Origin of the sequence: Emticicia aquatica (assembly GCF_923079645.1) — a bacterium.
Taxonomy (GTDB): Bacteria; Bacteroidota; Bacteroidia; order Cytophagales; family Spirosomataceae; genus Emticicia; species Emticicia aquatica.
In genome coordinates, this window is the sequence record NZ_CAKLPY010000002.1 from 253,411 (window position 1) to 277,567 (window position 24,157).

The following is a 24,157-nucleotide window of genomic DNA, read 5'->3' on the forward strand; positions in this document are numbered from 1 at the left end:
GATGCGGAATGAAGTAGAATTAGTTCTTGGTTGTCAGCGAAACGACCCGAGAGCCCAAGCCGCCTTTTATAACCTCTATAAAGGCAGGCTTTTGGGTGTATGTCGTCGCTATGCCCGAACTGTCATGGAAGCCGAGGATATTTTTCAAGAGGCATTTATAAAGATTTTTAACAAAATCAATGATTTACAAAAACCCGAATCTGTTGAATACTGGGTAAAATCTTTGGTTGTACGAACAGCCATTGACCATTATCGACAGAATACAAACGAACGGCAATTTGTTGATTATGCAGCCATTGAAAATCAAAGCGAAGCCGACATTGGCGTTATATCGCAACTGAGCCACGAAGAAATCGTTGGTATTATCAATCAATTGCCCGATGGCTACAGGATGGTCGTCAATATGTACTTGATTGATGGATATGAACACAACGAAATCGCTAAGATTTTAGGAATCTCAGAAGGAACATCAAAATCTCAGCTTTCACGAGCAAAAGTTCATTTACGAAAATCATTGCAGGAAATGGGTGTTGTTTAATAATTTATATTATTCGATTAAAGTCAATCAATATTTAGGAAAAATCCTACTAAGTTAGAAACGTTTCAGCGATTCTATAAACTTAATAGGGTTCTCAAAAAATGAAACCAACAGACAACATAAGGAAAATTTTATCTGAAAAATTTGAGAATTTTGAAGCCGAACCACAAGATGATTCTTGGGAGAATATTCGCTTTGCTCTTGATTTGAAAGAAAAATTAAGTTCTTATGAAGCCGAACCACAAGATGATTCTTGGGAGAAAATAATGTTAGCAACACAACTTTCTGATAAATTTAAAGACTTTGAAGCTGAGCCGCAAGATGATTCTTGGGAGAAAATAAAATTAGTAACGCAACTTTCTGATAAATTTAAAGATTTTGAAGCTGAGCCACAGGCCGAATCTTGGCAGAAAATAAAGGCATCTACTAGGCTTGACGAGAAATTCAAACATTATGGAGCAGAGCCGCAAGAGGCTACTTGGGCAAAAATTCAACTAGCTACACATCTTACTAATAAATTTAAAAATTACGAAGCTGAACCAAAGGCCGAATCTTGGCAGAAAATAAAGGCTGCTATTACGCCCGAAAAAGAACGTCGAATAATTTTATGGCCTTTTGCATACAGAGTTGGCATTGCGGCAAGTATTGCGTTATTGCTGGGTTTTGGATGGTTAATTTATAACAATAGTAAAATTGCGTCTTCTGGCATCGCACTTAATAAGCATTCAAATGCTACTGCATCAGGCAAAGTTTCATCAAAAGATTTTGCTCAAAATAATGCTTCGGACAATTCAAAATCAACTGATGCTCATTCTGAGAAAAACACAGTACCTAATGGCGTTTTGACTGAGCAAATAGCTTCTTCTAAAAAGAAAAATAATGGCTTAATAAGTAATAACAAAATTGCTTTAAATGAAAAAAACACCCAAAAAAGCAACTTTTTTTCTAAAAAAACACCTAAGAAAAAGCATCTTAACAATGGGTTTGCAAACCACTTGAATAAAGAATCTTTAGCCAATAATGATAAACCGATTGATTCTGGCATCAATGACAATTCAACTATTTTTGTTTCATCAAATCAAAGCGAAATAGCTGAAACAAAAGCAACATTAAATCTTGAATTAATTGACAGTAAGGCCTTTAAGACAAAAAATATTAGACTCCCATTTGGGGCGATTGCCTACAATAATGAACGTCCGATGGAAGAAAAAGAAGAAAAAGTTAGAAGAAAAATGATTCTCACTAGCAGCATCATGCCTTTGCAAACATATCAAGCTCTAACTATTTTGCCGCAAACAACTACTTATATTCAACAAGTTGGTACACTCAATGCGATTGATGCACAACGCCTTGGTATTCAGGCACGTGTTGGAGTGATGCAGTCACTTTCAAATCGCTTCTCAACGGGCATTTCGCTGGCATATTCTGGCATTCAGCAATCAATTAACTATGAAGTAAACAACGGAACTTACGATGTGCTATTAGATGCAACTCAATCATATACTGTTGTAGGTGTTGGTGAAGCAATTAATCAAAATAAGTTTTTACATACTGTTGGTTTAAAAATAGACAACGCTTATTTGGTTTCTAATCAGAAAAATAAACTATTCGTTTTGGGTGGAGCAGAAGCTGTTAGAGTACTTAATAATAATCAATATGCTTATTATTTAAATGCTTCGGTGGCCATCTCCTACCCAACGAAAAGCGGTAAAACCGTTTGGATTGAACCAACTTATCGTTACAGTCTTTCACAGTCGCTTGATGCTAATAATTATTTACAAATTAGACCTTCAAATATTGGCTTGAATGTCCGAATGAATTTTATGTAATTCTCATTTCGTTCCAATTTCTACTCATCAGTCTTATTTCTCCGTCCCACACTTATTTTTTGCATTTTTCTAAAAAATCCTTTCTTTTGTATCATCAAACAAAATAAACATTTTGACCAATGAAATTTAAAATTACACTATTAATCATATTACTGTTACTAATTAGCGTGGCATATTATTTAACCGCAGGTTACTATTCAAAGGGTGAACGTGCTGGTACAATTTCGAAGCTAAGCGAAAGAGGTTACGTTTTTAAAACCTATGAAGGGGTATTAAATGAAGGAGGCTATTCGGGCGAAACAGGAACACTGACACCCAGATATTTTGATTTTTCGTGTAAAACAGATTCAACAATTGCTAAACTTCAAAGGGCGTTGAAAACAGGCGAACGAATTACACTTAAATATTCAGAAAAATTCTTTAAATTTCCTTGGAATGGCGATACTAAGTATTTCATTGATGATGTTGAGTTTATTATACATCAAACGCCTGTTCAAACTTTTCCAGCACAACATCCTGCTACAACTGCACCAGTGAGCAAAACAGATTCTACTTTATAATAAATTAATGTTAGTGTATAAAAAAAGACAGTCTAAAAGACTGTCTTTTTAACATTAACTTATTTCCTATAATCTAATTTTTTATTCGGCTTCATCTTCGATTACACCATCTTGGTCACCTGGTTTAGTGTCCATAAGTGCATCAGCATTAACTGCCACAGTAGCCTTTATTTTATCTTCTAATTCGGCCATTAATTCTGGATTATCTTTGAGCATATCACGTACACCATCACGGCCTTGACCTAATTTTGAAGTACCATAAGAGAACCAAGAACCCGATTTTTTTACAATTTCCAAATCAACTGCTAAATCGAGAATTTCACCCGCTTTCGACACACCTTGTCCGTAAAGAATATCAAATTCAACTACTTTAAATGGTGGAGCTAGTTTGTTTTTTACAACTTTCACTCGAGTACGATTACCTAAAATCTCATCGCCATCTTTGATAGCACCGATACGACGAATATCAATTCTGATTGAAGCATAGAATTTTAGGGCATTTCCACCAGTTGTTGTTTCTGGACTACCAAACATTACTCCGATTTTATCACGTAATTGATTGATAAAAATAACACAACAACCTGTTTTATTAATTGTACCTGTCAGTTTACGCATTGCTTGTGACATCATACGAGCTTGCAAACCCATTTTACTATCGCCCATATCGCCTTCCAATTCAGCTTTTGGCACAAGAGCCGCAACTGAGTCAACTACTACAATATCAACTGCACCCGAACTAATCAAATGTTCAGCAATTTCTAGGGCTTGCTCGCCATAATCGGGCTGTGAGATTAATAAGTTTTTAGTATCAATACCTAATTTTTCAGCATAAGTACGGTCAAATGCGTGTTCTGCGTCAATAAAAGCCGCAATACCACCTGCTTTCTGAGCTTCAGCAATTGCTTGCATTGCTAAAGTGGTTTTTCCTGAAGATTCAGGGCCATAAATTTCAACGATACGAGCTTTCGGAAACCCTCCAATACCTAGAGCAAGGTCAAGTCCAAGTGAGCCAGTAGAAATAGAAGGAACTTCCATTACTTTAGCATCACTCAAACGCATTACTGTACCTTTACCGTAAGTTTTATCCAATTTCTCCATTGTGGTTTGGAGACTTTTCAATTTGTTCGCTCTGTCGTCGCCTTTTGGTTCTTTTTCTGCTGCCATTTTATTTTTAAAATTGAATTTTAATGATATTAACGCAAACTACTATTTTTTAGATAATTTTTACTTATATTTCAAATGAAGTTCGTTTTTTAGAGTAAAAAAAACAACTTATTGCCTTTTAAATTATAAAAAAAGTACAATTGATTTTCAATAAAAATTATTACTTTTTTTTCTGCTTTTTAAATGCTTTATCAATTTCACTTTTTACCTTATATGCTCATTTGAACGATACAAAGGTAATACAAATATTTAATACAATGCACAATATTTTTTACAAAAGGTTTTTTTTAATGATGAATGGTTTTTTAAAATGCATATTTTTTTGTATGATTTTTTTTCTACAAATAATAAATAAAATATACGCCCAAGTAGATAATAAAAGCATAGAAAACAACCATTCATTTAATGATACCAATATTAGAAAAATACAATTCAAGTTTAATTCGTTGGTTTATGTAAAAAATAATGAATATTTCAATGAAATAGCAGATGGATATACACTAATTGGGTATTATTTGAACCCTAAAATGAGTATTCGACTTCACGAAAAAGTACAAATAGATGCAGGTGTATTCTTGAGAAAAGAATATGGTCGAAATGGATTAAAAGAAATCGAGCCGACCTTTACGGTTCAAATCAAACAAAAGGATTGGCGATTTTTGTTTGGTAATATTGAAGGAAACCTTAGCCACCGAATGATTGAACCACTTTTAAGCTTTGAACGTGTACTTAGTAAACCGTTAGAGCATGGTTTTCAAGCAAAATACCAGAAACAGGAAGCATTCTTTGACGGCTGGCTCGATTGGCAACAAACTACAATTGCTGGCCAAACTAATCAAGAAAAGATTTGGGCGGGAATGTCTTATTACAGCAAAGCGGTTGAGCTAAAAGGTATCAAATTCCAAGCAATTGCTCAAGCCAGTATTTATCATAGTGGCGGACAAAATATTCAAAATATTCAACCCGTTCGAACAATGATTAATCCAACTTTGGGATTACGTATTAAGAAAGAATTTAACCAAAATCAAGCTTTCACATTAGATAATTATTATGTTGGATATTTTGAATCGCCACTGCAAGGAACGGCTTATTATTTGAATACATTTTGGCAAAATCCAAAATATCAAATTGGCTTTAGTTATTGGGGAGGACACTATTTTAATGCCCCTTTCGGGAATGATTTAATGCAATCGACGTCAAGAAAATTTAATAATGAAAGTCATTACGAAGAAAGTCGCAATGTACTGATAACAAGGATTGTACGTGATTGGAAAGTATCAAGCAAAGTTGTTGTTTCACTAAGAATTGAGCCTTATTACGACTTCAAAAATCGAATTATGGAACATTCAGAAGGACTTTACTTAAAGTGTAATTTATAAGAAAACCACAGACAAAAGCCCGTGGTTTCTTCATTTCTCAATAGCGATGTAAAAATCATTTATTAAAATCTAGCTTGCAATTTATTGGTAAATGAAAGCAGATTTTCGTAGTCAATTTCGTCAAAAGTTAAATCATCTGGCACTTTATCTTCTGCACTATGATTCACGATTAAATTATAATATTTAAAACTATTTACAGGAACAGATAAACGATACACAACTCCATGTTCAAAAGTATTATCTTCAATTTTCCAGATAGCAAGTTTGGTTTTTTGGTCAAGAATTTTGACTGTAAACTTACTTCCCTGAAAACAATCAATAATGATTGAATTTTGGAATTTTTTAACAGATTTAATAAAGTATGTTTTGGGGCCTTCACCTTTGCTGACAATAATAGTAGAGTCAGTCAGATGATAGTAATAATGCCCTTTCAGTGTTTTCGGACAAAAAACATAGGTATTACCGTTCAGTTTTTGAGCCTCAAACCACTTTTTAGGAATTGAATTATAAAGTGTATCATCTTTAAAAGACCATAATTCTTTTAATTTTTTGGATGCTTTAAAATCTCGGCAAGCACGAAAAATAAGTGATTGGTGATAATCATCAAATTCGGTTCTTTCATCAAGATTTCTCGCAAAAACCGAATTTTGTGTAGTATCAATAAAAATACCGTATCGTTTCTTGATAACCTTATCAGGATTATCTGGTCGAATGGTAATGGTTTCATTATAAAAACTTCGGTAGATTGATTCTGAAAGTTTGCTTTCTGTCTGAGCAAAAGTTGAAGTAATCGAAAACCAAAGTATTAGGCATGTAACGATTTGTTTCATAAAGGCACGAAGGACTAATTCCGTAATTATTATTAAACGGAGCAAAAATCATGCTAAAAGAATGAATGACACCTACTACTTATTTTCGACATCTAACTTACTTACAATCAATAACTTATAAATCAAAAAACGCCTAAAAAATGGCAAATACAAATTTAGGAACGATTTTTGATAGCATATATTTACGGTAAAAAAGTATTCTTAAAAAGAGCGTGTCACTCATTTTTAAATTTATAAAAATGGGTGACACGCTCTTTTTATTTCTTTATAATATTTCAGTCTCTTTGTTTTGGTTCATATTTTTCGGGAGCGTACAAGAAACCAAAAGCCTCTGCCCCATCTTTGGTATGCACTTTATGGTGAATATAATGGGCGTGCATGATGCGTTTCATGTATTTACTTTTTGCCACAAATTTTATCTTTACTCGACGATGAACAATGATGTCATGAAAGACAAAATAAGCAACTCCATAACACGTAACTCCAGCACCAAACCAAGTTAAATACCAAAAGTCGGGATTAATATTTCCGTAAATAATTGTCGAAGAAGCTACAATACTAAAAACGATGGCGTAATAATCATTTTTCTCGAAAAATCCTTTGTGATGATTATGGTGATCGGCGTGCCATGCCCAGCCAAAACCGTGCATGATATATTTATGAGAAAACCAAGCCATGAATTCCATAAATGCAAATGTGACAATTACGATTAAAAACTTTAGAATCATGATGGAAATAAAATTTGATTGATTTTAATAATATTAACACAAAATTACAAATGATTGTTTGAGTTGAAGGATGATTTTGCAGAGATTTTCAAATAAAAATCCCTATTTGATAACAAATAGGGATTTTTGAAATATTCTATAATAGTGATTTTTATTTTTTTGCAAACGAAAAATTGGTCAAATAAGAAATCCTAATAGTTGGATTACTTTCTTCAATTGTATCAGAGAAATTCCAAATATTTTGGTGAATGTAACATAATTGTATTTGATTATGTGGATCAATCACATATCCCAAACCAGCAATGATTCGATTTTGGTTCATAAATGTTTTTCCAACATTATTCTTAGTAGCATCAGTTCCTAGAACGCCAATGTTCATGAATGCTTCATCACCAATGATTCCAAGAAGTTTTGGTTTGTTGTCAATCTTCACAAGTGGATAAGTTGCCAAAACCATGTAACGTAGACGGTCACGGAATTTATGGTCAGTAATGGCATAGTCTGCTTGATTAGTCGGAGTTGCCACGGTACTACTTGCTACTCCTACAAAACGAAACTCATTACGCAAACGATTAGTCAATTTTAAATCTCCTAATTGATGGCTGAGTGTACCTTGCAACCAAACATGGTCTTCAGGAATTGGACGCTTGTTAATAGCAGGACTACCATACACATAAGTATTATAGTGACTATACCCAATACTTCCTAGAAAATGCTTCGTAAGTTGATAATCAAACGATGGACGAACAAAATATTGTTGTTTTTCACTAAAACCATTTGCAAAACGCATTGTAGCTTCAAAGGTAAAAGACAACTTTTTGGTCAGCATATTTTTACCCACATAATGTAACCAAATATCGTTGTTCTGACTTTTAGTTTGAGCTTGTGTTTGTAAACTAAAAATGCTTATCAACAATAAGGAAACTATGACTTTATTTTTGAAATTTTTCATCGCTTTAGTTATTAAAAATGAATATTGAGAAATAAAAGACAATGGACTTTTAATCAACTGATAATCAGCAAATTAAGAACACATCAATTCTAAAAAATTAATAAAATGCTTGAAGGCACATTTGTTATAACACATTTGAATTTCAAATGTGCAAGGCAGTTATCGCTTAAAAATTAAGTATATTTAGTGAATTTAAAATTCGGCATGAGCTCTCAAACTAAAAACACTGACTGGTCCTCTATCTTTATTATAAGCTGGATTTACGACAAACTGATAATTGGGCGAGACCCAAAAATGACGGTCATGTAAATGAATATTATAATAAGATTCAACTATTTTTTCTAACCCATAATTGAGTTTACCATCCCCTACGATGAACCCGTAGCCTCCACTTCCTAAATAATCACGATGTTCGTTAGAAAGTCCGTTGGCAACAAGAGCTAGCCCAAAAGTATCATTTGGTCTTTTCCATTTCGTGCCGTTGTTTGAAAAACCTATACTAATAGAACGGTCAATTTCGGTAAATGCCCAAGTTTCATTCTTTCCATCATTCCAACTTGCTCTAAAGAATATTCCTGCATTATCCGTAATTTTTTGTTCAACATTCAGACCAGTTCCAACTTTATTTCTGCCATTTATTCTCGTTTCGGTTACATCTTTATCGGTTCTTTTAATAGCTTCAGCATAATTTCCCATATAAGTTTTGGTATAATAACCTAACAATCGCACAGTAGTTTCTTTACCTATTTCACCAAACTTCTTATTGACTTCAAAAGAATGAGAATAATTTTTGGCAAATTTGTAATTCAAATCTGGTCCATTGGCTGTTGTTGGTACGGCAGTTGTACTAAATCTTATTCCTACCTTAGGGCTTCCATATTCTATTACATATCCTGAGGTATAACCTCGCACATTTGCAGCGTAATCCCAAGCTCCATGACTCATCAAAGCCCAGTTCATAAATTGCGAACGAGGATCATGGCTATATGAATTTGAATCAAAAAAATCTGACAAACAAAATTTCCCCAAAATAAACCTCAAATACTTTTTTGGATATTTGGTTGCCACTTGATTTATGCCATCATCTACTGTTTCAAAATCATTACTCAATGCAATGGTTTGCTTCAAATAAAGTCTTGCTAAGTATATTTTTGGAGCGGCATCACCTATTCTAAATGCTTCACCGTTTGTAAAACCCGCTATTCCTTTTGCTCCACTCAGCCCACTACCTCCTGATAATTCGGCATTAAAATAAGCTTCAGCACCTTCCCAAAGTTTTACACCTGTAAAGAGAGTTGCAGTTATTGACGCTTGTGTTTCTTCAGCTGTTGTTAAACTGTTTGTGCCAGAATACGGAGCATTGATTTTAGGCTTTGTTTGAGAAACAACTGTTTGTTGAAAATGAAAAGTAATTGATTTTTGAGCATTGATTTCTAGCGAGAAAAAAAACAAAATTAATAACAATCGTGATTGCCTATTTTTTATTAACATCTTTTTATTGCGAGAAATATTTAAACAATAGCCACTTATCAACTTTATTGTTTTTACTCTATTAACTTCATAAATGAGTGATAACTACCATTGATTGTATAATAGTTACCACTTATTCTGAAGAATATTTTATTTCTTACGAGCAGCTAATTTATGTTTAGAAACTGGTTGATGAGCTTCTAATCCTATAATTGAAACATTACCGCCATTTTCTTTATAATCGTGTTCGAAATGATGCAAATTTTCCATCACAGAATGGTCAATCAAGCTCGTATTTTTTAAGTCAATAATTACATTAAATCCAGGTGGAATCGCTTCTAATTTTGTTTTTATTCCTAGATAATTGGTAAAAATTGCGGCTTTATCAATTTCGATTAGATAAGTATCATCTGTGAATGAAACAATTACAGGGGCTTTGAATAAAGCTGTAACAGATGCTCCATGATACAGGTGAATAAGGATTTTAAGCAACATTCCAGCTCCAATTCCGACCAATAAATCTTCAAATAGTGTAAAGAAAATGGTTACTAAAAAGATGGCTAATTGCTCTTTTCCGATTTTGAAAGTCTGAATAAATTCTCTTGGATGAGCCAATTTAATACCTACCGTAATTAACATTGCTGCAAGAGCTGTATTCGGAATCAACTCAATAAGATGTGAAGCCAATAAAACGAAAGCTAAGATAAAAAATCCGTGAAAGAAATTTGCCCAACGTGTTCTAGCACCATTATTAACGTTTGATGAACTACGAGCAACTTCCGAAATCATAGGCAAACCTCCTAAAATGGCAGCCAAAGTATTACCAATTCCAACAGCAATTAGGTCTTTGTTAGCATCAGATTTGCGACGGAATGGGTCGAGCATATCAATTGCTTTAACGGTCAATAATGATTCTAATGTACCAACCAAAGCAAACATTATAACATATTTAATAAATACGCCTGTTTGAGCAAAACCAGCAAAATTAACGTTTATTTTGACATTTTCAAGTAAATTTCCAATGTGAACTAAAGCATAGGCAGGTTCAGTTTTTTGAAAATCTAGCATTAATTCAGCAGGAATGGCAAATAATAAAACCATTAACGGTGCAGGAATCATTTTAATCGGATGATTAATAAAAGGCCAAATCAGCATAATTGTCAAACTTACTAAACCAACCAAAGTTGCTTTAGGGTCAAGATGAAGAATAAAATCAGGAATAGCCGCGAGTAATTCGATTGGCCCTTTTCCTTTAACCATTGCTGGTGCAACATCTAATAAAACTGGAATTTGTTTGGCAATAATAATTAAACCGATGGCTGCAAGCATTCCATGAATGGCCGAAAGTGGAAAAAAGTCGGCTAATTTTCCTAGTTTAAAAACGCCAAATAAAATCTGAACAATGCCAGCCACAACCATTGCACCAAGTGCTAAATGCCATCCAATTTCGCCGCCACCAAATTCGCCAACGGCTCCAGCTACAATTACGATTAAACCTGCCGCAGGGCCTTTAATTGTTAAGCGTGAACCCATGAAAAAACTTACAACAATACCGCCAATGATGGCAGTAATTAAACCCATTATAGGTGGAAATTCGGATGCTTTAGCAATACCTAAACTCAATGGTAATGCCAATAAAAATACAATAAATCCAGAAATTGCATCCGTTGAAAAGTTTTCTTTTAACCCTTCAATACCGTCTTTTGGCAGTAATAACTTTGTTTTATGTTCCATTTCTTAATTTTTTTAAATTTTGCTTAGAATGTATTGAACAACTTATGATGATTTGTAAGCTGTTTCGTGATATGTTTTAATATGTGGCCCAAGAAATAATCGAGAGTAAAGTCTAATCAATGAAATACCAGCTAATATGAAGCTTGAAGCAGTAGCATAAGCCAAAACCACTTGGTTTTCGTGAATGTGACTAAATACTAAATCAAGACCAATAAAAGTTGGTGTAATCGGAAATCCAGCCAAGCCTAAACAAGCCAATAAGAAAACCATTGCAAATTTTGGATGCTCAAAAGCATGGCCATGAAACTGATTCAAATCAATGTTTTTTTCGTAGGTTTTAAGTTTCAGAATACCCCAATAACCGACAATTCCCGAAACAATGACACCGCTCAAATAGAAAATGACTTCGGTCAATTCAAACTTTTCGTTGAATGAAATAGCAAGGGCAATCCAAAAGTGATTCATTATCAATAATAGCCAACTCATCAAAGGGCTTTTTCGCTCAGAAAACGATTTCAAAATCATCAATAAACCAATCAAGGCAAATATTCCTGGCAAATATTCGTGCGGGTGTTCGGTGCCTGTTCCAACTGTAAAAAGAAATATTAAACCGATGATATAAGCAGGAATAAACAGCAATAAAAGTCTATTTACAGTCAAAAAATCTAGTTTTCGACCAATATTTTTGAGCGGTTTCCAAAGAATATAATTCATAAATGAATCTAAATTCCATTCTTTTAAGCTCAATAAATAGACTGAGTATTCTATTTTCTTAGGAAGGTTATCTTCAAAAGTGTGGTGTCGAGGAACGTAATTATAGAATTGCTCACGAATTTTATAACTCACCACCGAAGGAGAAACCAATAATTGATAGGTTCTCAAGAATGCATTTCCTGCAAAGTGAAACAACGCAAATGTTTCAAAACCCGCGGCTACTTCAATGAAAATTAAACCAATTTGGGCAATCGAAGCATAAGCAATTTGACTCTTTACGGATGACTGTACACGTGCAATCGGAGAAGCGATAATGCTAGTTGCTAAACCAAGCAAAGCAATCAAAATCCTGACTGATATTTGATGGTCCCAAAAAGGAAAGGTGCGAAGCAATAAAAATACGCCCAAATGCACCGAAAGCGAGCCATAAAAAATAGCACTTGATGGCGTAGGCCCTTCCATGGCTCTTGGTAACCAAGATGAAAAAGGCAATTGAGCCGATTTAGCCGCCGCAGCCAACAAAATCATTAATGAAATAAAAACACCAATAAAACTATGATTTTCGAGATGCTCATGAACAAGTTCATAATTGCTCAATTTCAAGAATGTGATGTTTTCATGCCATAAATGATGGCTCGCCCACATCGCTAAAATCAAGCCTACGTCACCAATTCGGTAAACAGAAAATACTTTAATCGCATTTTTAACTGGCAAATATCTATCTCGGTAAAAGGCAATCAACAAAAACGAACAAATACCTAATATTTCCCATCCAATAAATAAAGTTTCAAAATTTCCTGATAAAATCGTGATATTATAGCCTAAGTAAAAGAAAAGAATGGTATTGAAAAAACGTTTGTAGCCTCTTTCACGGTGAAGATAATAACGACTGTAAATCGTTACTAAAAATGTTAAGAAAGCACCGACTAAAATATAAACAACCGTAATTTTGTCAAAACACAAATCCACTAAAAACTCATACTCTTTCGATTTAAAAAGTACAATTTCTTTCAGATTCAATGTTGTATGTCCATCAATTAACCATATAATTACAAAAATCACTAAACTCACCAAATTGATTCCCGCTGTTAAGAATGCAACCCAAGAGATTGTACCTTCGTTTTTATCGGGAATTAGAAGACTTATAATAAAGCCCAAAAACGGTATAAAAATAAATAACTGAAGTAATTGATTCATATTCTTTTGTTTTGGTATTGACTGCCAATAATGTACTTAAAGACAAAGACTGACAATTTTTACTTAATCAAATAAACTGGAAAATTTTCTTGATGCGATTCCACCAAATCCTCAATATCTGAAACCGATTGAAGTTCTGTTTGCAATGGTTCGTAAGTCTCAAAGCCGCCATCTTTGAAATAGGAAAGCTCTTTCGATACTGGATTTACCACAACTAAGTGAATCCATTCATTGAAAAACCATTCATAGGTTTGTGCTGATTTTTGAATTGAAGCCAGCACAACATCAGTAAAATGCTCAACAATTACTAACAAACGAATAGGGTCATGGACTTCAATCATTTGACTTGGAAGTCCAGGACGAAGGTCACCATCAATGCCATTGGCTACTCCGAAAAGTCCCATCACATTATGAGGCAATTTTGACCCTGCTCCAAGTTTATGATTATCGACTCTTGAAAAATAATATTCGAGGTTTATTCCTCCACAAACAGGAGCAACTGCATTCAGAATATTTACCAAAAACTTGCCTTCAGGGTCAACTTTATAATCGAAAGAATTCATAAAAGAACGACGGTCAAGAAATAGATTTTCTGACATCCCCCTTCTTCCGACAATACAAAGAGCATTGGTAGCATGGTTGAGTTCGGGACGAGGCTCAAACAATGAAACTGAGCGAGTTCTGATTTTTTCGTGAATTTCTTCAGCACTCAATTTCGTATCAATTGACTCAAATCTTCTCGAACGTTCTTTGGCATTAAAATCTAATCCTTTTGCAAAAAGAAGTTCATTTTTGGCATGTTTTATCTGATTTTCTTCCGAAAGAATATCAATATCATAAAAAGCAATTTCATCACGTGTGGTATCGTGCAATGCTCCCACAAACTGTGTACTTTCGGGAATATCAATACCTTGTGTTTTCAAAATTGCCCTAACACCCACATGATTCGCCATAAAACTAACCACTCTCGCATTAATAGAACCTGGCCTTCCTGAACAAGCTCCGCAATCATAACCAGCATAATGCGTATTATTTACACTACTCGCTCCATGACCAACCACATAAACAATTGATGCAAAATCTTTCACTAAACCGATGCTATTGAGCAAGTTTCCCACACGAAAAGCCATTTCTTCCACAGTAAAACCAATTTGAAGACCATCTTCTTTATCATCAATATTTTTGTTTTCGATGGAAAGTGTCGATGATTTATCCATGTGTTTGAATGAAGAAACCGTTGCGGCATTTTCAGAAGGACGGAAGATATTGAGAAACAAACGAAATGCCGACCAAAAGCCAACTGTCTGGGCTATAAACCAACCACTAAAAAGTGAATGCGTCTGCTTTCCGAAATGAATATCATTGTTTTTCTTGGCCTTGGCATTCTCAATTTCCTCTTTTATCAAATATTTGGGTGTTACTGGTGCTGGGCATTGCTTTGTTGATGAATTGGCATGAACAGGTTTGTAGAAAAACTCCACACCAAAAAAGCCCGCTGTGCCATAAGTTTGGCATCCTTCATCAAATTTTTCTAAGTAACGTCTAATCGAACACTCACGGTCATCAATACAAAACATCGCTTGAAAAGTCTTCTCTTTGCTACTTTCAATGTGTTTTTTATCCATCTTTATTCCCGCAAGTACTTGGTCATAATAAGTCCATTCAAAAGCATCTTGCCAAATCTCTAATAACTCGCTCAGTTCATTTTTTGGTACATCAGCAAACAAATCGGTTTGGGTTTCCAAACGATGACTTAGCGATGTCCAGTTTTCACCAAACTTTGTATCAAGTGCATCAATTTCGAGTAATAACTCAAATATGATGAGTTCTTTTAATGAAATTTTCTTTTGGTCTAACAACGTTTGTGGTAGATCCTCAACTGCCGAAACCATGCCCGACCAACCCTGATGAGCAAATTGTTGGTCAAAAACATATTGATTAAAAAGAGATTTGTCTTCAACCACAATTGTCAACAATTCTTCAATGGTGCATTCTCCTTTCAACAATAAATTTTTGGCTCTACTACTCTTAAAAAAACTAGAAAAAGTATTTTGCTCAATTTCTCTCATCGAAGCCAAAAATCCCTTGTGAGAAACAGGGAAACTCCAAATCGAAATACCTTGGTCGAGGTAACTGCACAAAATCCTGAATAAAAGTGGATGCACTAATAAATCAAGGTCGATATAGTACTTTTTCTTCCAATTTGAACGTAGTACGCCGATTCGTGGCGAAATTGAAGTATCATATTTTCCGTAAAGAGCCTTCGCTTTCCACTCTTCTGCTTGAGTTTTCCCTTTTCGTTCGATAATTTTTCTCTCAAGAATAGCTGGATTGATTTGTTTTTTATCATAAAGCATTCGATACTCATCCAATGAGAGCGAAACTTTATATCCAAACAGTTTTGATGCTCTACGAATGGCATCATAAAACTTTGAATCTTGAAAAGCATGCAGCGTGTTGTGATGAACAAAGTCTTTTAGCGGGGCTTGTGCTGGCAAAAAGTGCTTTAGTTCATGCAAAAGCTCATGTTCATCGAATCGTGACGACGACCCGTTTGAATGGTTCTTTTTCATGAAGACTTTTCTTAAATAAAAAATATAAAAAGCTATACAAAGTCACCACTGATTCTACTTACTCAAAATAATGTGTAAAAATCAAATACGTGCTGAACTTTTAACAAATGAACTATATGGCTCTGAAATCAATATCAAAAAGGAATTAAAAACCTTTAATCTCAATTAATAGAGTAAATTATTTGTTTGGAAGCTGTAAAAACTTGAATGAGTATCAAATTCTGATATTTCGAAAGCGTATAAACTTTGCTTGATGATAAGCAATGGGGCAGAAATCACTAAATAAAAAGTCAAATTGTTGAAATTTTGTGAAATATTTAGCGATAAAAAAACTATTTTCTAAAAAATCTACATTTCCCAAGAAATCCAATTCGGATTCATGGTCAGCATCTTCCTCAACATTCTCTTCAATTTCTTCAGGTAAAAAATAAATTTGAGGCTTGTTTTTATGAGAATTCTCCGAAGGAACTTGATTTAATCTAATATTTTGAGGTTTTTCAACGCTCAATATCTTTTGCTCAAAATGGCTCGGAAATGTATTGAAACTCAATACATTTAGCACAAACCATACGATTGGCAAAAGCATTTTCATAAATAAACATTTATATAGATCTGATTTTAATCTTATCAAATATAACAAAAGTATTTAGACAAAAACAAGGTTTTGTACATCAAAAACGGCTTTTTTTGGATTATTCTTTGAAAAAGAGAACAAAATATTTGAATTCTATCATTAATTTTTTTTAATGTTTATATACAAAAAAGCCACGATTTTTAAAACCGTGGCTTAGATATTTTAGCCTGAAAGATTTACTCCCAAGTAAATTATAGTTGAAACGTTACAGGCAAAATATACATTTGTTTTGCAGCACGGTTATGGTGCTTCGCAGGCAACCACTTTGGCATTTCTTTGACCATTTTCAACACAGCATTATCAAAAGCTGTTCCCAATGATTCTTCAATTTTTGGGTCAGCAATTGTACCATCTTCGTTTACCCAAAAACTTACCACAACTTTACCTGAAATTTTACTTGCAACAGCTTCGGCAGGATAAACAAGGTTTTTCTTCAAATATTCACTCATTACAAGCTGTCCACCCATAAATAATGGCAATAAACGTTCGCCTACACTCTTTTTTAATAAAGCACTGCCATCTTCATTCCAATATTCTTCCTTGATTCTATTGCCATTTTCATATACTTCAATGCTACTCATTTGCCCATTAGGGAAATAAAATTTCCATTCACCAGTAGGCATATTTTCATCATAAACGCCTTCGTAATCTACCACTCCATTCGGGCGATAAAACTTAAATTTACCGTTTTTCATTTCCAATTTTTCATCAGCAAATGAACCTTCCATTCTTAAAAATCCTTCCGCATTAAATTCGGTAACATCGTAGATTCCACTACTATTTTTCTTCTTTATTTGAATAAATTTTGCAGCTTCTAATGATTTTACTTCTTCATAATTAGCATTAAAATACTTTCGACTAATATCATTAGAAGATAAATCAATTTTTGAACTTATTTTTTCTGAAACCTTCGCATAAATTAGTGAATGCTCAGAAGTTTGTGCGAAAGCCGAAATTCCGCAACTCAAGATAACAGCAGAGGTTAAAACTTTTCTCATTTGACGTTTTCCTTTTGGGTTTATTATTTAGCACACAAATTTCTTTTTAGTTGAAATTTGGGATACGATTTGTATCCGCTTAATAACTTTTCAAATACTATGCCAAAAGTTTTATTAAGTCATTTTAAAATATTGAGCATGAGAAAACGACAAAAAGCAAAAACAGAAGAAAAATGAAGAGAGCAATAAATTACTTTGTTCGCATAGTAATAACAATTGGCATCGTATATTTTGCCCTAACGAGTCTATTATGTAATTTAGCAGGAATCCATTTTGGCATTTGGTCAAGCACTTTAAATGCCGCTTCATCCAAAGCACGATTCAATGATAATTCAATTTTAGGGTTAGAAAGTGTACCATCTGGTTCGACAATAAAACCAATCGCCATTTTACCAACAATCTTGTTCTTCACGACTTCTTCGGGCAATTCGATTGTTCGTTGAACAAACCTATCCATTTCATTAACTCCACCAGGAAAACTAGGTTTTTCTCTTACTGAAAGCGTAATATCTGCCAGTTTACTACCATCTTCATTGAAATACTCGGCATCAACCAGCAGCCCATCTTCATATAATTCTTTTCCACTCAATTGACCATTGGTGTGATAATAGTACCACTGCCCAACTTGTACATCATTTTTATAGAAACCTTCGTTGTCAATCAAATTTCCATTAGGATAATACAACCTAAATGGTCCATTTTTAATGTCATAAGCCGTATTTGTCACATAAAGCTCCATTGATGGTCTTTTATCAATTTTGTATTCACAAACCTGATAAAGTTTTTCGGCAACTTGCTTAAATTCACGATAATAAGCAGCATCTTGAGCAGTTTTAACTTCTTTTTTATTGTTTCCGTAGTATTTAGTAACTACTTGCTCATTATTTTGCTTTGAATCTGTACCAATCACAACTACCGAAACTGGCAATTGATTTTGCCCTTGAGCATAAAAGTGGCTTAAAAGTACACTTGTGAAAGCGACTATTCTAAATTTATTCATGTTTTGGGTTACTGCTGTTTACTATATTCACAAAAATAAATGGAAGTTTTTGTATTTTCAAAATTATTTGAAAGACTTTTAGTGTCTTAAAATTATTAACACCTATAAAAATCATCATTATTGTTAATAAAAAAGTCCAAACAAAAACTGTTTGGACTCAAAATAACATTTCTTTTTTTCTTATAAAACTCCTTTTGTACTTGGCAAAGAGTTCATTTCATTGAGATTTCTTTTGACTGCCATTTTAATTGATTTGGCAAAAGCTTTAAAAATTGCTTCAATTTTATGATGCTCATTTTGTCCTTCACACTTAATGTTTAAATTACATTTTGATGTATCAGAAAACGATTTAAAGAAATGGTAAAACATTTCGGTTGGCATTTCTCCAATTTTTTCACGCTTAAAATCTGCATCCCAAACTAACCAAGGTCGGCCTGAAAAATCAATAGCAACTTGAGCAAGGGCTTCGTCCATTGGCAATAAAAAACCATAGCGATTTGTTCCTTTTTTATCTCCTAAAGCTTTCAAATAAGCTTCACCAAGGGCCAAAGCTGTATCTTCAATCGTATGATGTTCGTCGATATGTAAATCTCCCTCAACCGAAATCTTCAAATCAGCACCCGAATGTTTTGCCACTTGGTCAAGCATGTGGTCATAAAATCCAAGTCCTGTATGAATATCTGACTTTCCAGTTCCATCAAGATTCAATTCGATTTTTATTTTCGTTTCCTTCGTATTTCGCTCAATAAAAGCAATTCGTTCTGGAAGTTTCAAGAACTCATAAATTTCATCCCAATCATTACTTATCAGTTTAGTTGCTTCTTTTTGGGGCGGAGTCAAGCCTTCAACCAAGTTATTCGTCAAACCATCGACTATAAAAATTGCTTTTGCTCCTAAATTCACTGCTAATTGAACATCCGTTGCTCTATCTCCAATAACATAGGAATTAGCCAAATCGTACATTTCATTATTCAAATATTCGGTCAATAAAGCAGTTCCTGGCTTGCGAGTTGGTTGGTTTTCATGAGGAAAACTACGGTCGATGTGAATCGCTGAAAAACGAATATTTTCATTTTCCATTGTTTTCAACATTTTATTATGGGCAGGCCAAAAGGTATCTTCTGGAAAAGATTCTGTACCGAGTCCATCCTGATTTGTTACCATAATGAGCTTATAATCAGTTTCTTCAGCAATTTTTCTGAGATTTGAAAGGGCTTTTGGTAGAAATTCTAATTTTTCGAGCGAATCAATTTGAAAATCTGATTTTGGCTCATCAATGATTGTACCGTCACGGTCTATAAAAAGGAGTTTTTGCATTTTCTCTGGTTGTCTTTTAAAAGCTCAAAATTAGGCATGATTTCAATGAAATGCCAAAAATGGCAAACAAGTATATTTTATTGAACAACCTATTTAAACTAAATAAATTATCAAAACTATAAATTCAAAATATTTTGAATTTATTATAAATTTAAAAATCCGTCAATCTAATTAAGAATTTACGGATTTTTAAGGTAAATAAAGTATTGTTAAAGATTCCCTTTTTTCATTTCTTTCACTGCATAATCGGCTGCACGAGCGGTGAGAGCCATGTAAGTTAATGATGGATTTTGCGTTGAGGTAGAAGTCATCGAAGCACCATCAGTTACAAAAACATTGCTACAACTGTGTATTGCATTCCATTTATTGAGCAACGAAGTTTTTGGGTCTTTGCCCATTCTGACACCGCCCATTTCGTGAATATCCAAACCTGGAGTACGATTTGAATCGTAGGTACGAATATTTTTAAAACCTGCTTTTGTGTACATTTCGGTCAATTGCTCAAAGAAATCTTTGGTCATTTTAACATCATTGTCATCATAATCAACCGAAATTTTCAACTGCGGAATTCCCCACGGGTCAACTTGGTTTTTATCCAAAGCCACATAATTACTTTCTTTAGGAATTGTTTCACCCATCATGTGCGAGCCAACACTCCAAACATTATTCAATGATGGATTTAACAAACCGTTTTTCAAATCTTCGCCCATTCCGCTTCTATCATCGTGCGAATAACGACCAGCCGAAAATCCAGAAGCATAACCACGCAAAAAGTCAGTTTCTTGCTTAAATACATTCCTAAAACGAGGAATATACGGCGAATTAGGACGACGGCCATCAGTAGTACTGTCTAAATAACCTTCATATTCAGCATTAATTGTTGCACGATAATTATGAAAAGCCACATATTTTCCTAATAATCCACTGTCATTGCCTAATCCATTCGGAAAACGACTTGAAGTCGAATTCAACAAAATCAAGTTAGAGTTTAGAGCTGCCGCATTGACAAAAATAATACGAGCATAATACTCAATCATTTCTTTGGTATTGGCATCAATCACTCTTACACCTTTTGCTTTGCCTTTTTTCTCATCATAAATGATTGAATGCACTACCGAATGTGGTCGCAATGTCATTTTACCAGTTCGAGCCGCCCAAGGTAAAGTAGAAGAATTACTACTAAAATATCCTCCATAAGGACAACCACGTTCACAAATGGTGCGGTGTTGGCAAGTAGCTCTTCCTTGGTCAAAATGAATTTGTTTCGGCTGAGTCAAGTGAGCTGCACGCCCCATAATAATGTGACGATCTTTGTAGTTTTTTGCTACTTCTTGACTAAAATATTTTTCAACGCAATTCATTTCATGCGGTGGCAAAAACTCTCCGTCTGGAAGCGATGCTAAGCCGTCTTTATTGCCTGAAATTCCTGCAAATTTTTCAACGTAACTATACCAAGGAGCAATGTCAGCATAGCGAATTGGCCAGTCAACAGCAAAACCATCACGGGCTGGGCCTTCAAAATCAAATTCTGACCAACGTTGTGTTTGTCTTGCCCACATCAACGACTTTCCACCTGTTTGATAGCCACGAATCCAGTCGAATGGTTTTTCTTGTACATAAGGATGCTCGGCATCTTTTACAAAAAACTGTTCTGTTCCTTCATAAAAAGCATAGCACTTACTAATGATAGGATTGGCATCTCGTACTTCCTTTTTGAGTTGGTTACGATGCTCAAATTCCCAAGGTTGCATCATGGTTGTTGGGTAATCAGTTACGTGTTTTACTTCACGTCCACGCTCTAATACGAGCGTACGTAAACCTTTACCTGTCAGCTCTTTAGCTGCCCATCCGCCGCTAATTCCTGAGCCAATTACGATGGCATCAAATGTTTGAGCTTTTACTGAATCTATATTTAAGTTTGACATTATCTAATCTAAATAATTGAATGTGAGAATAAATTGGTGAATGTTTTCTGACATTTACTTTCGATAACTTATTACTTTTTGACAGGAACACAACCGTGATAACGAGCAGGAGCAAATTCATAAACACGGAGGTTGGTCATCACGTATTCTGAATTAAGATATCCCTGAATTGTCAAATTTTTGACTAAACGAATAAAGCCTTTCTCATCGTTATTTTCTGAATTTGAAAGTTTATTTAAAATCACTAATCTTTGCTTCGCATCACAATCAATAAACGTTTTTGAATAATCTTTTTTTGCGGCGGCATCAACCAAATCTATTCCTTTCGAGAAAATATCTTGTGATTTTTTATCGTAACAATCTGTCACCATTTTAGTTGTAAATTGGTGAATATTAAGGTCTTTTGCTCCAGGAGTATCTGTTTTAGGAATAATCGTTTCGACGATTTCGGCTAAAACTGTTTCTTGAGAAGACGAAATGATAAACTGTGAATTTGAAATGCTTTCCTTATTCCAAGCATTGGCCCACGATGGTAAAACAATAGTACTACCGATTGATAGGGCAATAGTTTTGATTGCCGAACGTCTTTGCATTTTTTTAGGATTGAATGATTTTGATTACAAATTAAATGAATTTTTACGAGAAAAATTGTACGTTAAATTACAAAATAGATACCAACTAACTAATTCAAGATAAACATAAAGTATTTTGCGATAAAAAACTTCATAAAAACAAGGCAAAACAAACGATTACTTTTTATTTTTCAAAAAAACCAAATATTATTTTGCCAAAAAGCTTTTTAAAAGCATCAAAGCAATACTTTATTATCCATCATTTGAACAATTTTAACATTATTTAATCATTATAATTAATAAAAAAAGCCGCTCAGAAATGAGCGGCTTTGCATAAAAGTATTTTATTAACTGCAATACATCAATTATTCAAATGTACCCAACCTTGAGCTTTGATTTCGGCTTTTCCTCCACTTTTAAGTGCTAATTCTACTTCTGGGTTTTGGGTTATATATCCAATAGGCAAAACATCGGATAAGTTTTTGATTTTATCAAAATCAGCCTGTTTTACTGTAAATAAAAGTTGGTAATCTTCGCCTCCATTCAACGCTGCTGTAATTGGACTGAGGTTAAATTCGGTTGCAGTAAGCATAGTAATATCTTCGATTGGCAATTTATCTTCAAAAACCATCGCTCCTACGCCCGATTGTGAACAAATATGGAGCAATTCGGAAGCCAATCCATCAGAAATATCAATCATAGAAGTCGGCACAACGTCCAACTCGTGTAATTCATGAATAATATCTGTTCTGGCTTCGGGTTTGAGTAATTTTCCAACTAAATATTCTTTATCGGTCAATTCGGGTTGCATATTTGGATTAGCCAAAAACACTTGTTTTTCACGTTCCAAGATTTGTAAACCAAAATATGCTGCAGCTAAATCGCCCGTTACACACAAAATATCATTAGGTTTTGCTCCGTTTCGGTACGAAATTTTATCTTTATCAACAAAACCAGTTGCCGTTACCGAAATCACAAGTCCCGAACGAGAAGCGGTAGTATCACCACCAACCAAATCAACATTATAACTTTCACAAGCAAATCTAATTCCTTCATAAAGTTCGTCAATCGCTTCAACCGACATCCGATTGCTTAGTCCGATACTAACTGTAATTTGTTTGGCAATACCATTCATGGCCGCAATATCAGAAATATTGACCGCAACAGCTTTATAACCTAAATGACGCAAAGGTGTATAAGAAAGGTCAAAATGAATCCCTTCCATGAGCATATCAGTCGAAATAAGCATATACTTATCACCAACGTCAATAACGGCAGCATCATCGCCAATACCTTTGATTGTTTCAGGATTTGTTGCTATAAATTTTGAACTGATTCGGTTTATTAAACCAAATTCGCCAAGTGTGTTGAGTTCTGTTCTTTCCATAATGCAAAATTGATGAAGATTAATAAGATTCGCAAGAGTTGTTATTTTCGACTGAGAAAATATCACATCAAAAAAGGTGAACTTTTCAGTTCACCTTCTGATTCAAAATATTTCAAAATCATTTCTTATTGCTTAATCAAACTATAAGTATTGATAGTACCGCCCGTTTTTTGACTAGCAGTAGTACGAGTAATGTTTAGTTCGGTATCAGTGATAGAATTGATTGTAAATTCGATTGTACCGCCAGTACCTGTTGGAACAGGATTTAAGTTTTTCAACACCAATTGTGTATCTCCAACTAATTCATATTGACCTGTAAACGTATTTCCATCAGCTTCTTTCAATGTTACTGAAGGAGCAATAAGTAAATTTAATACAAAAGACGAATACCCTGGCTTCGTATTTGATGAAGCTCCTTTAGTAAAAACGGTAGCACTTCCTTCTTTTACGATATTTGCACCCCATGTTTTTTTGATTTTCTCGGAAACAGGAACAGTTTTGTCTTTACAAGAAAAAACGGCAAAAGAAGCAAAAGAAATGAAGAGAATGGCAATTTTTTTCATGCGAATATTTTTGTTTAATAGCTTTATTGGCAAATTATAATCAGTCAAATATCAATCCAAACATTGATTTTCAGCAAATATGGTTTAAATATA

General features: G+C 34.1%; 20 protein-coding genes. 4 read left to right on the top strand and 16 right to left on the bottom strand.

Going from position 1 to position 24,157, the window contains the following annotated elements; genetic code table 11:
* The first annotated feature begins 1 nt into the window (after position 1).
* The 3 genes from MJQ71_RS10845 (at position 2) to MJQ71_RS10855 (ending at position 2,927) form a co-directional block, all read left to right on the top strand.
* Complete coding sequence (locus tag MJQ71_RS10845) at positions 2–538, top strand: RNA polymerase sigma factor (RefSeq protein ID WP_238806635.1); 537 nt, start codon at positions 2–4, stop codon at positions 536–538.
* A gap of 101 nt (positions 539–639) precedes the next feature.
* Positions 640–2,367, top strand: coding sequence for a hypothetical protein (locus tag MJQ71_RS10850; protein ID WP_238806636.1), 1,728 nt, complete (start codon positions 640–642; stop codon positions 2,365–2,367).
* A gap of 119 nt (positions 2,368–2,486) precedes the next feature.
* Positions 2,487–2,927 carry a hypothetical protein gene (locus MJQ71_RS10855; RefSeq protein WP_238806637.1) on the top strand — a complete coding sequence of 147 codons (441 nt, stop codon included), beginning with the start codon at positions 2,487–2,489 and terminating at the stop codon, positions 2,925–2,927.
* An 81-nt stretch (positions 2,928–3,008) separates the two neighbouring features.
* Here the strand turns inward: MJQ71_RS10855 and recA are convergent, their stop codons facing one another.
* Positions 3,009–4,091 (bottom strand): recombinase RecA, encoded by a 1,083-nt coding sequence (gene recA / locus MJQ71_RS10860; protein WP_238806638.1) that lies wholly within the window; start codon positions 4,089–4,091, stop codon positions 3,009–3,011.
* A gap of 326 nt (positions 4,092–4,417) precedes the next feature.
* Between recA and MJQ71_RS10865 the strand changes: the two genes are divergently transcribed.
* On the top strand, positions 4,418–5,470 hold the full coding sequence (locus MJQ71_RS10865) for a lipid A deacylase (protein WP_238806639.1): 1,053 nt from the start codon (positions 4,418–4,420) through the stop codon (positions 5,468–5,470).
* A 62-nt stretch (positions 5,471–5,532) separates the two neighbouring features.
* Here MJQ71_RS10865 and MJQ71_RS10870 read toward each other — a convergent pair whose 3' ends face one another.
* From MJQ71_RS10870 to MJQ71_RS10940, 15 genes are all read right to left on the bottom strand, one after another.
* Positions 5,533–6,300, bottom strand: a complete 768-nt coding sequence (locus MJQ71_RS10870) for a hypothetical protein (protein ID WP_238806640.1) — start codon at positions 6,298–6,300, stop codon at positions 5,533–5,535.
* 275 nt (positions 6,301–6,575) lie between these two features.
* On the bottom strand, positions 6,576–7,028 hold the full coding sequence (locus MJQ71_RS10875) for a sterol desaturase family protein (RefSeq protein ID WP_238806641.1): 453 nt from the start codon (positions 7,026–7,028) through the stop codon (positions 6,576–6,578).
* Between the two features lie 151 nt (positions 7,029–7,179).
* Entirely contained in the window at positions 7,180–7,980 is an 801-nt protein-coding gene (locus MJQ71_RS10880) for a DUF2490 domain-containing protein (protein ID WP_238806642.1), read from the bottom strand.
* 192 nt (positions 7,981–8,172) lie between these two features.
* Positions 8,173–9,432, bottom strand: a complete 1,260-nt coding sequence (locus tag MJQ71_RS10885) for a carbohydrate porin (RefSeq protein WP_238806643.1) — start codon at positions 9,430–9,432, stop codon at positions 8,173–8,175.
* A gap of 168 nt (positions 9,433–9,600) precedes the next feature.
* Positions 9,601–11,184: a SulP family inorganic anion transporter gene (locus tag MJQ71_RS10890; protein WP_238806644.1), complete on the bottom strand. Its 1,584-nt coding sequence runs from the start codon at positions 11,182–11,184 to the stop codon at positions 9,601–9,603.
* A gap of 42 nt (positions 11,185–11,226) precedes the next feature.
* Positions 11,227–13,095, bottom strand: coding sequence for a proton-conducting transporter transmembrane domain-containing protein (locus tag MJQ71_RS10895; protein ID WP_238806645.1), 1,869 nt, complete (start codon positions 13,093–13,095; stop codon positions 11,227–11,229).
* A 59-nt stretch (positions 13,096–13,154) separates the two neighbouring features.
* Positions 13,155–15,668, bottom strand: a complete 2,514-nt coding sequence (locus MJQ71_RS10900) for a YbcC family protein (RefSeq protein WP_238806646.1) — start codon at positions 15,666–15,668, stop codon at positions 13,155–13,157.
* Positions 15,669–15,882: 214 nt separating this feature from the next.
* Positions 15,883–16,260: a hypothetical protein gene (locus MJQ71_RS10905; protein WP_238806647.1), complete on the bottom strand. Its 378-nt coding sequence runs from the start codon at positions 16,258–16,260 to the stop codon at positions 15,883–15,885.
* 233 nt (positions 16,261–16,493) lie between these two features.
* Complete coding sequence (locus MJQ71_RS10910) at positions 16,494–17,300, bottom strand: energy transducer TonB (protein ID WP_238806648.1); 807 nt, start codon at positions 17,298–17,300, stop codon at positions 16,494–16,496.
* A gap of 190 nt (positions 17,301–17,490) precedes the next feature.
* The gene (locus MJQ71_RS10915; RefSeq protein WP_238806649.1) at positions 17,491–18,300 is read right to left on the bottom strand and encodes an energy transducer TonB; all 810 of its coding nucleotides are present in this window, start codon (positions 18,298–18,300) and stop codon (positions 17,491–17,493) included.
* Between the two features lie 180 nt (positions 18,301–18,480).
* Complete coding sequence (gene hisB / locus MJQ71_RS10920; protein WP_238806650.1) at positions 18,481–19,617, bottom strand: bifunctional histidinol-phosphatase/imidazoleglycerol-phosphate dehydratase HisB; 1,137 nt, start codon at positions 19,615–19,617, stop codon at positions 18,481–18,483.
* A gap of 209 nt (positions 19,618–19,826) precedes the next feature.
* Positions 19,827–21,542: a GMC oxidoreductase gene (locus MJQ71_RS10925; RefSeq protein WP_238806651.1), complete on the bottom strand. Its 1,716-nt coding sequence runs from the start codon at positions 21,540–21,542 to the stop codon at positions 19,827–19,829.
* A gap of 71 nt (positions 21,543–21,613) precedes the next feature.
* Positions 21,614–22,135, bottom strand: coding sequence for a gluconate 2-dehydrogenase subunit 3 family protein (locus tag MJQ71_RS10930; RefSeq protein ID WP_238806652.1), 522 nt, complete (start codon positions 22,133–22,135; stop codon positions 21,614–21,616).
* 340 nt (positions 22,136–22,475) lie between these two features.
* On the bottom strand, positions 22,476–23,501 hold the full coding sequence (gene thiL, locus MJQ71_RS10935) for a thiamine-phosphate kinase (protein ID WP_238806653.1): 1,026 nt from the start codon (positions 23,499–23,501) through the stop codon (positions 22,476–22,478).
* A gap of 125 nt (positions 23,502–23,626) precedes the next feature.
* Positions 23,627–24,064, bottom strand: coding sequence for a hypothetical protein (locus MJQ71_RS10940; protein WP_238806654.1), 438 nt, complete (start codon positions 24,062–24,064; stop codon positions 23,627–23,629).
* Positions 24,065–24,157: the final 93 nt, after the last annotated feature.

Bases quoted from the DNA above. Each gene is read 5' to 3' on its own strand.
- MJQ71_RS10845 (WP_238806635.1), top strand. From the start codon at position 2: ATGCGGAATGAAGTAGAATTAGTTCTTGGTTGTCAGCGAAACGACCCG.
- MJQ71_RS10850 (WP_238806636.1), top strand. From the start codon at position 640: ATGAAACCAACAGACAACATAAGGAAAATTTTATCTGAAAAATTTGAG.
- MJQ71_RS10855 (WP_238806637.1), top strand. From the start codon at position 2,487: ATGAAATTTAAAATTACACTATTAATCATATTACTGTTACTAATTAGC.
- recA (WP_238806638.1), bottom strand. From the start codon at position 4,091: ATGGCAGCAGAAAAAGAACCAAAAGGCGACGACAGAGCGAACAAATTG.
- MJQ71_RS10865 (WP_238806639.1), top strand. From the start codon at position 4,418: ATGATTTTTTTTCTACAAATAATAAATAAAATATACGCCCAAGTAGAT.
- MJQ71_RS10870 (WP_238806640.1), bottom strand. From the start codon at position 6,300: ATGAAACAAATCGTTACATGCCTAATACTTTGGTTTTCGATTACTTCA.
- MJQ71_RS10875 (WP_238806641.1), bottom strand. From the start codon at position 7,028: ATGATTCTAAAGTTTTTAATCGTAATTGTCACATTTGCATTTATGGAA.
- MJQ71_RS10880 (WP_238806642.1), bottom strand. From the start codon at position 7,980: ATGAAAAATTTCAAAAATAAAGTCATAGTTTCCTTATTGTTGATAAGC.
- MJQ71_RS10890 (WP_238806644.1), bottom strand. From the start codon at position 11,184: ATGGAACATAAAACAAAGTTATTACTGCCAAAAGACGGTATTGAAGGG.
- MJQ71_RS10895 (WP_238806645.1), bottom strand. From the start codon at position 13,095: ATGAATCAATTACTTCAGTTATTTATTTTTATACCGTTTTTGGGCTTT.
- MJQ71_RS10900 (WP_238806646.1), bottom strand. From the start codon at position 15,668: ATGAAAAAGAACCATTCAAACGGGTCGTCGTCACGATTCGATGAACAT.
- MJQ71_RS10905 (WP_238806647.1), bottom strand. From the start codon at position 16,260: ATGAAAATGCTTTTGCCAATCGTATGGTTTGTGCTAAATGTATTGAGT.
- MJQ71_RS10910 (WP_238806648.1), bottom strand. From the start codon at position 17,300: ATGAGAAAAGTTTTAACCTCTGCTGTTATCTTGAGTTGCGGAATTTCG.
- MJQ71_RS10915 (WP_238806649.1), bottom strand. From the start codon at position 18,300: ATGAATAAATTTAGAATAGTCGCTTTCACAAGTGTACTTTTAAGCCAC.
- hisB (WP_238806650.1), bottom strand. From the start codon at position 19,617: ATGCAAAAACTCCTTTTTATAGACCGTGACGGTACAATCATTGATGAG.
- MJQ71_RS10925 (WP_238806651.1), bottom strand. From the start codon at position 21,542: ATGTCAAACTTAAATATAGATTCAGTAAAAGCTCAAACATTTGATGCC.
- MJQ71_RS10930 (WP_238806652.1), bottom strand. From the start codon at position 22,135: ATGCAAAGACGTTCGGCAATCAAAACTATTGCCCTATCAATCGGTAGT.
- thiL (WP_238806653.1), bottom strand. From the start codon at position 23,501: ATGGAAAGAACAGAACTCAACACACTTGGCGAATTTGGTTTAATAAAC.
- MJQ71_RS10940 (WP_238806654.1), bottom strand. From the start codon at position 24,064: ATGAAAAAAATTGCCATTCTCTTCATTTCTTTTGCTTCTTTTGCCGTT.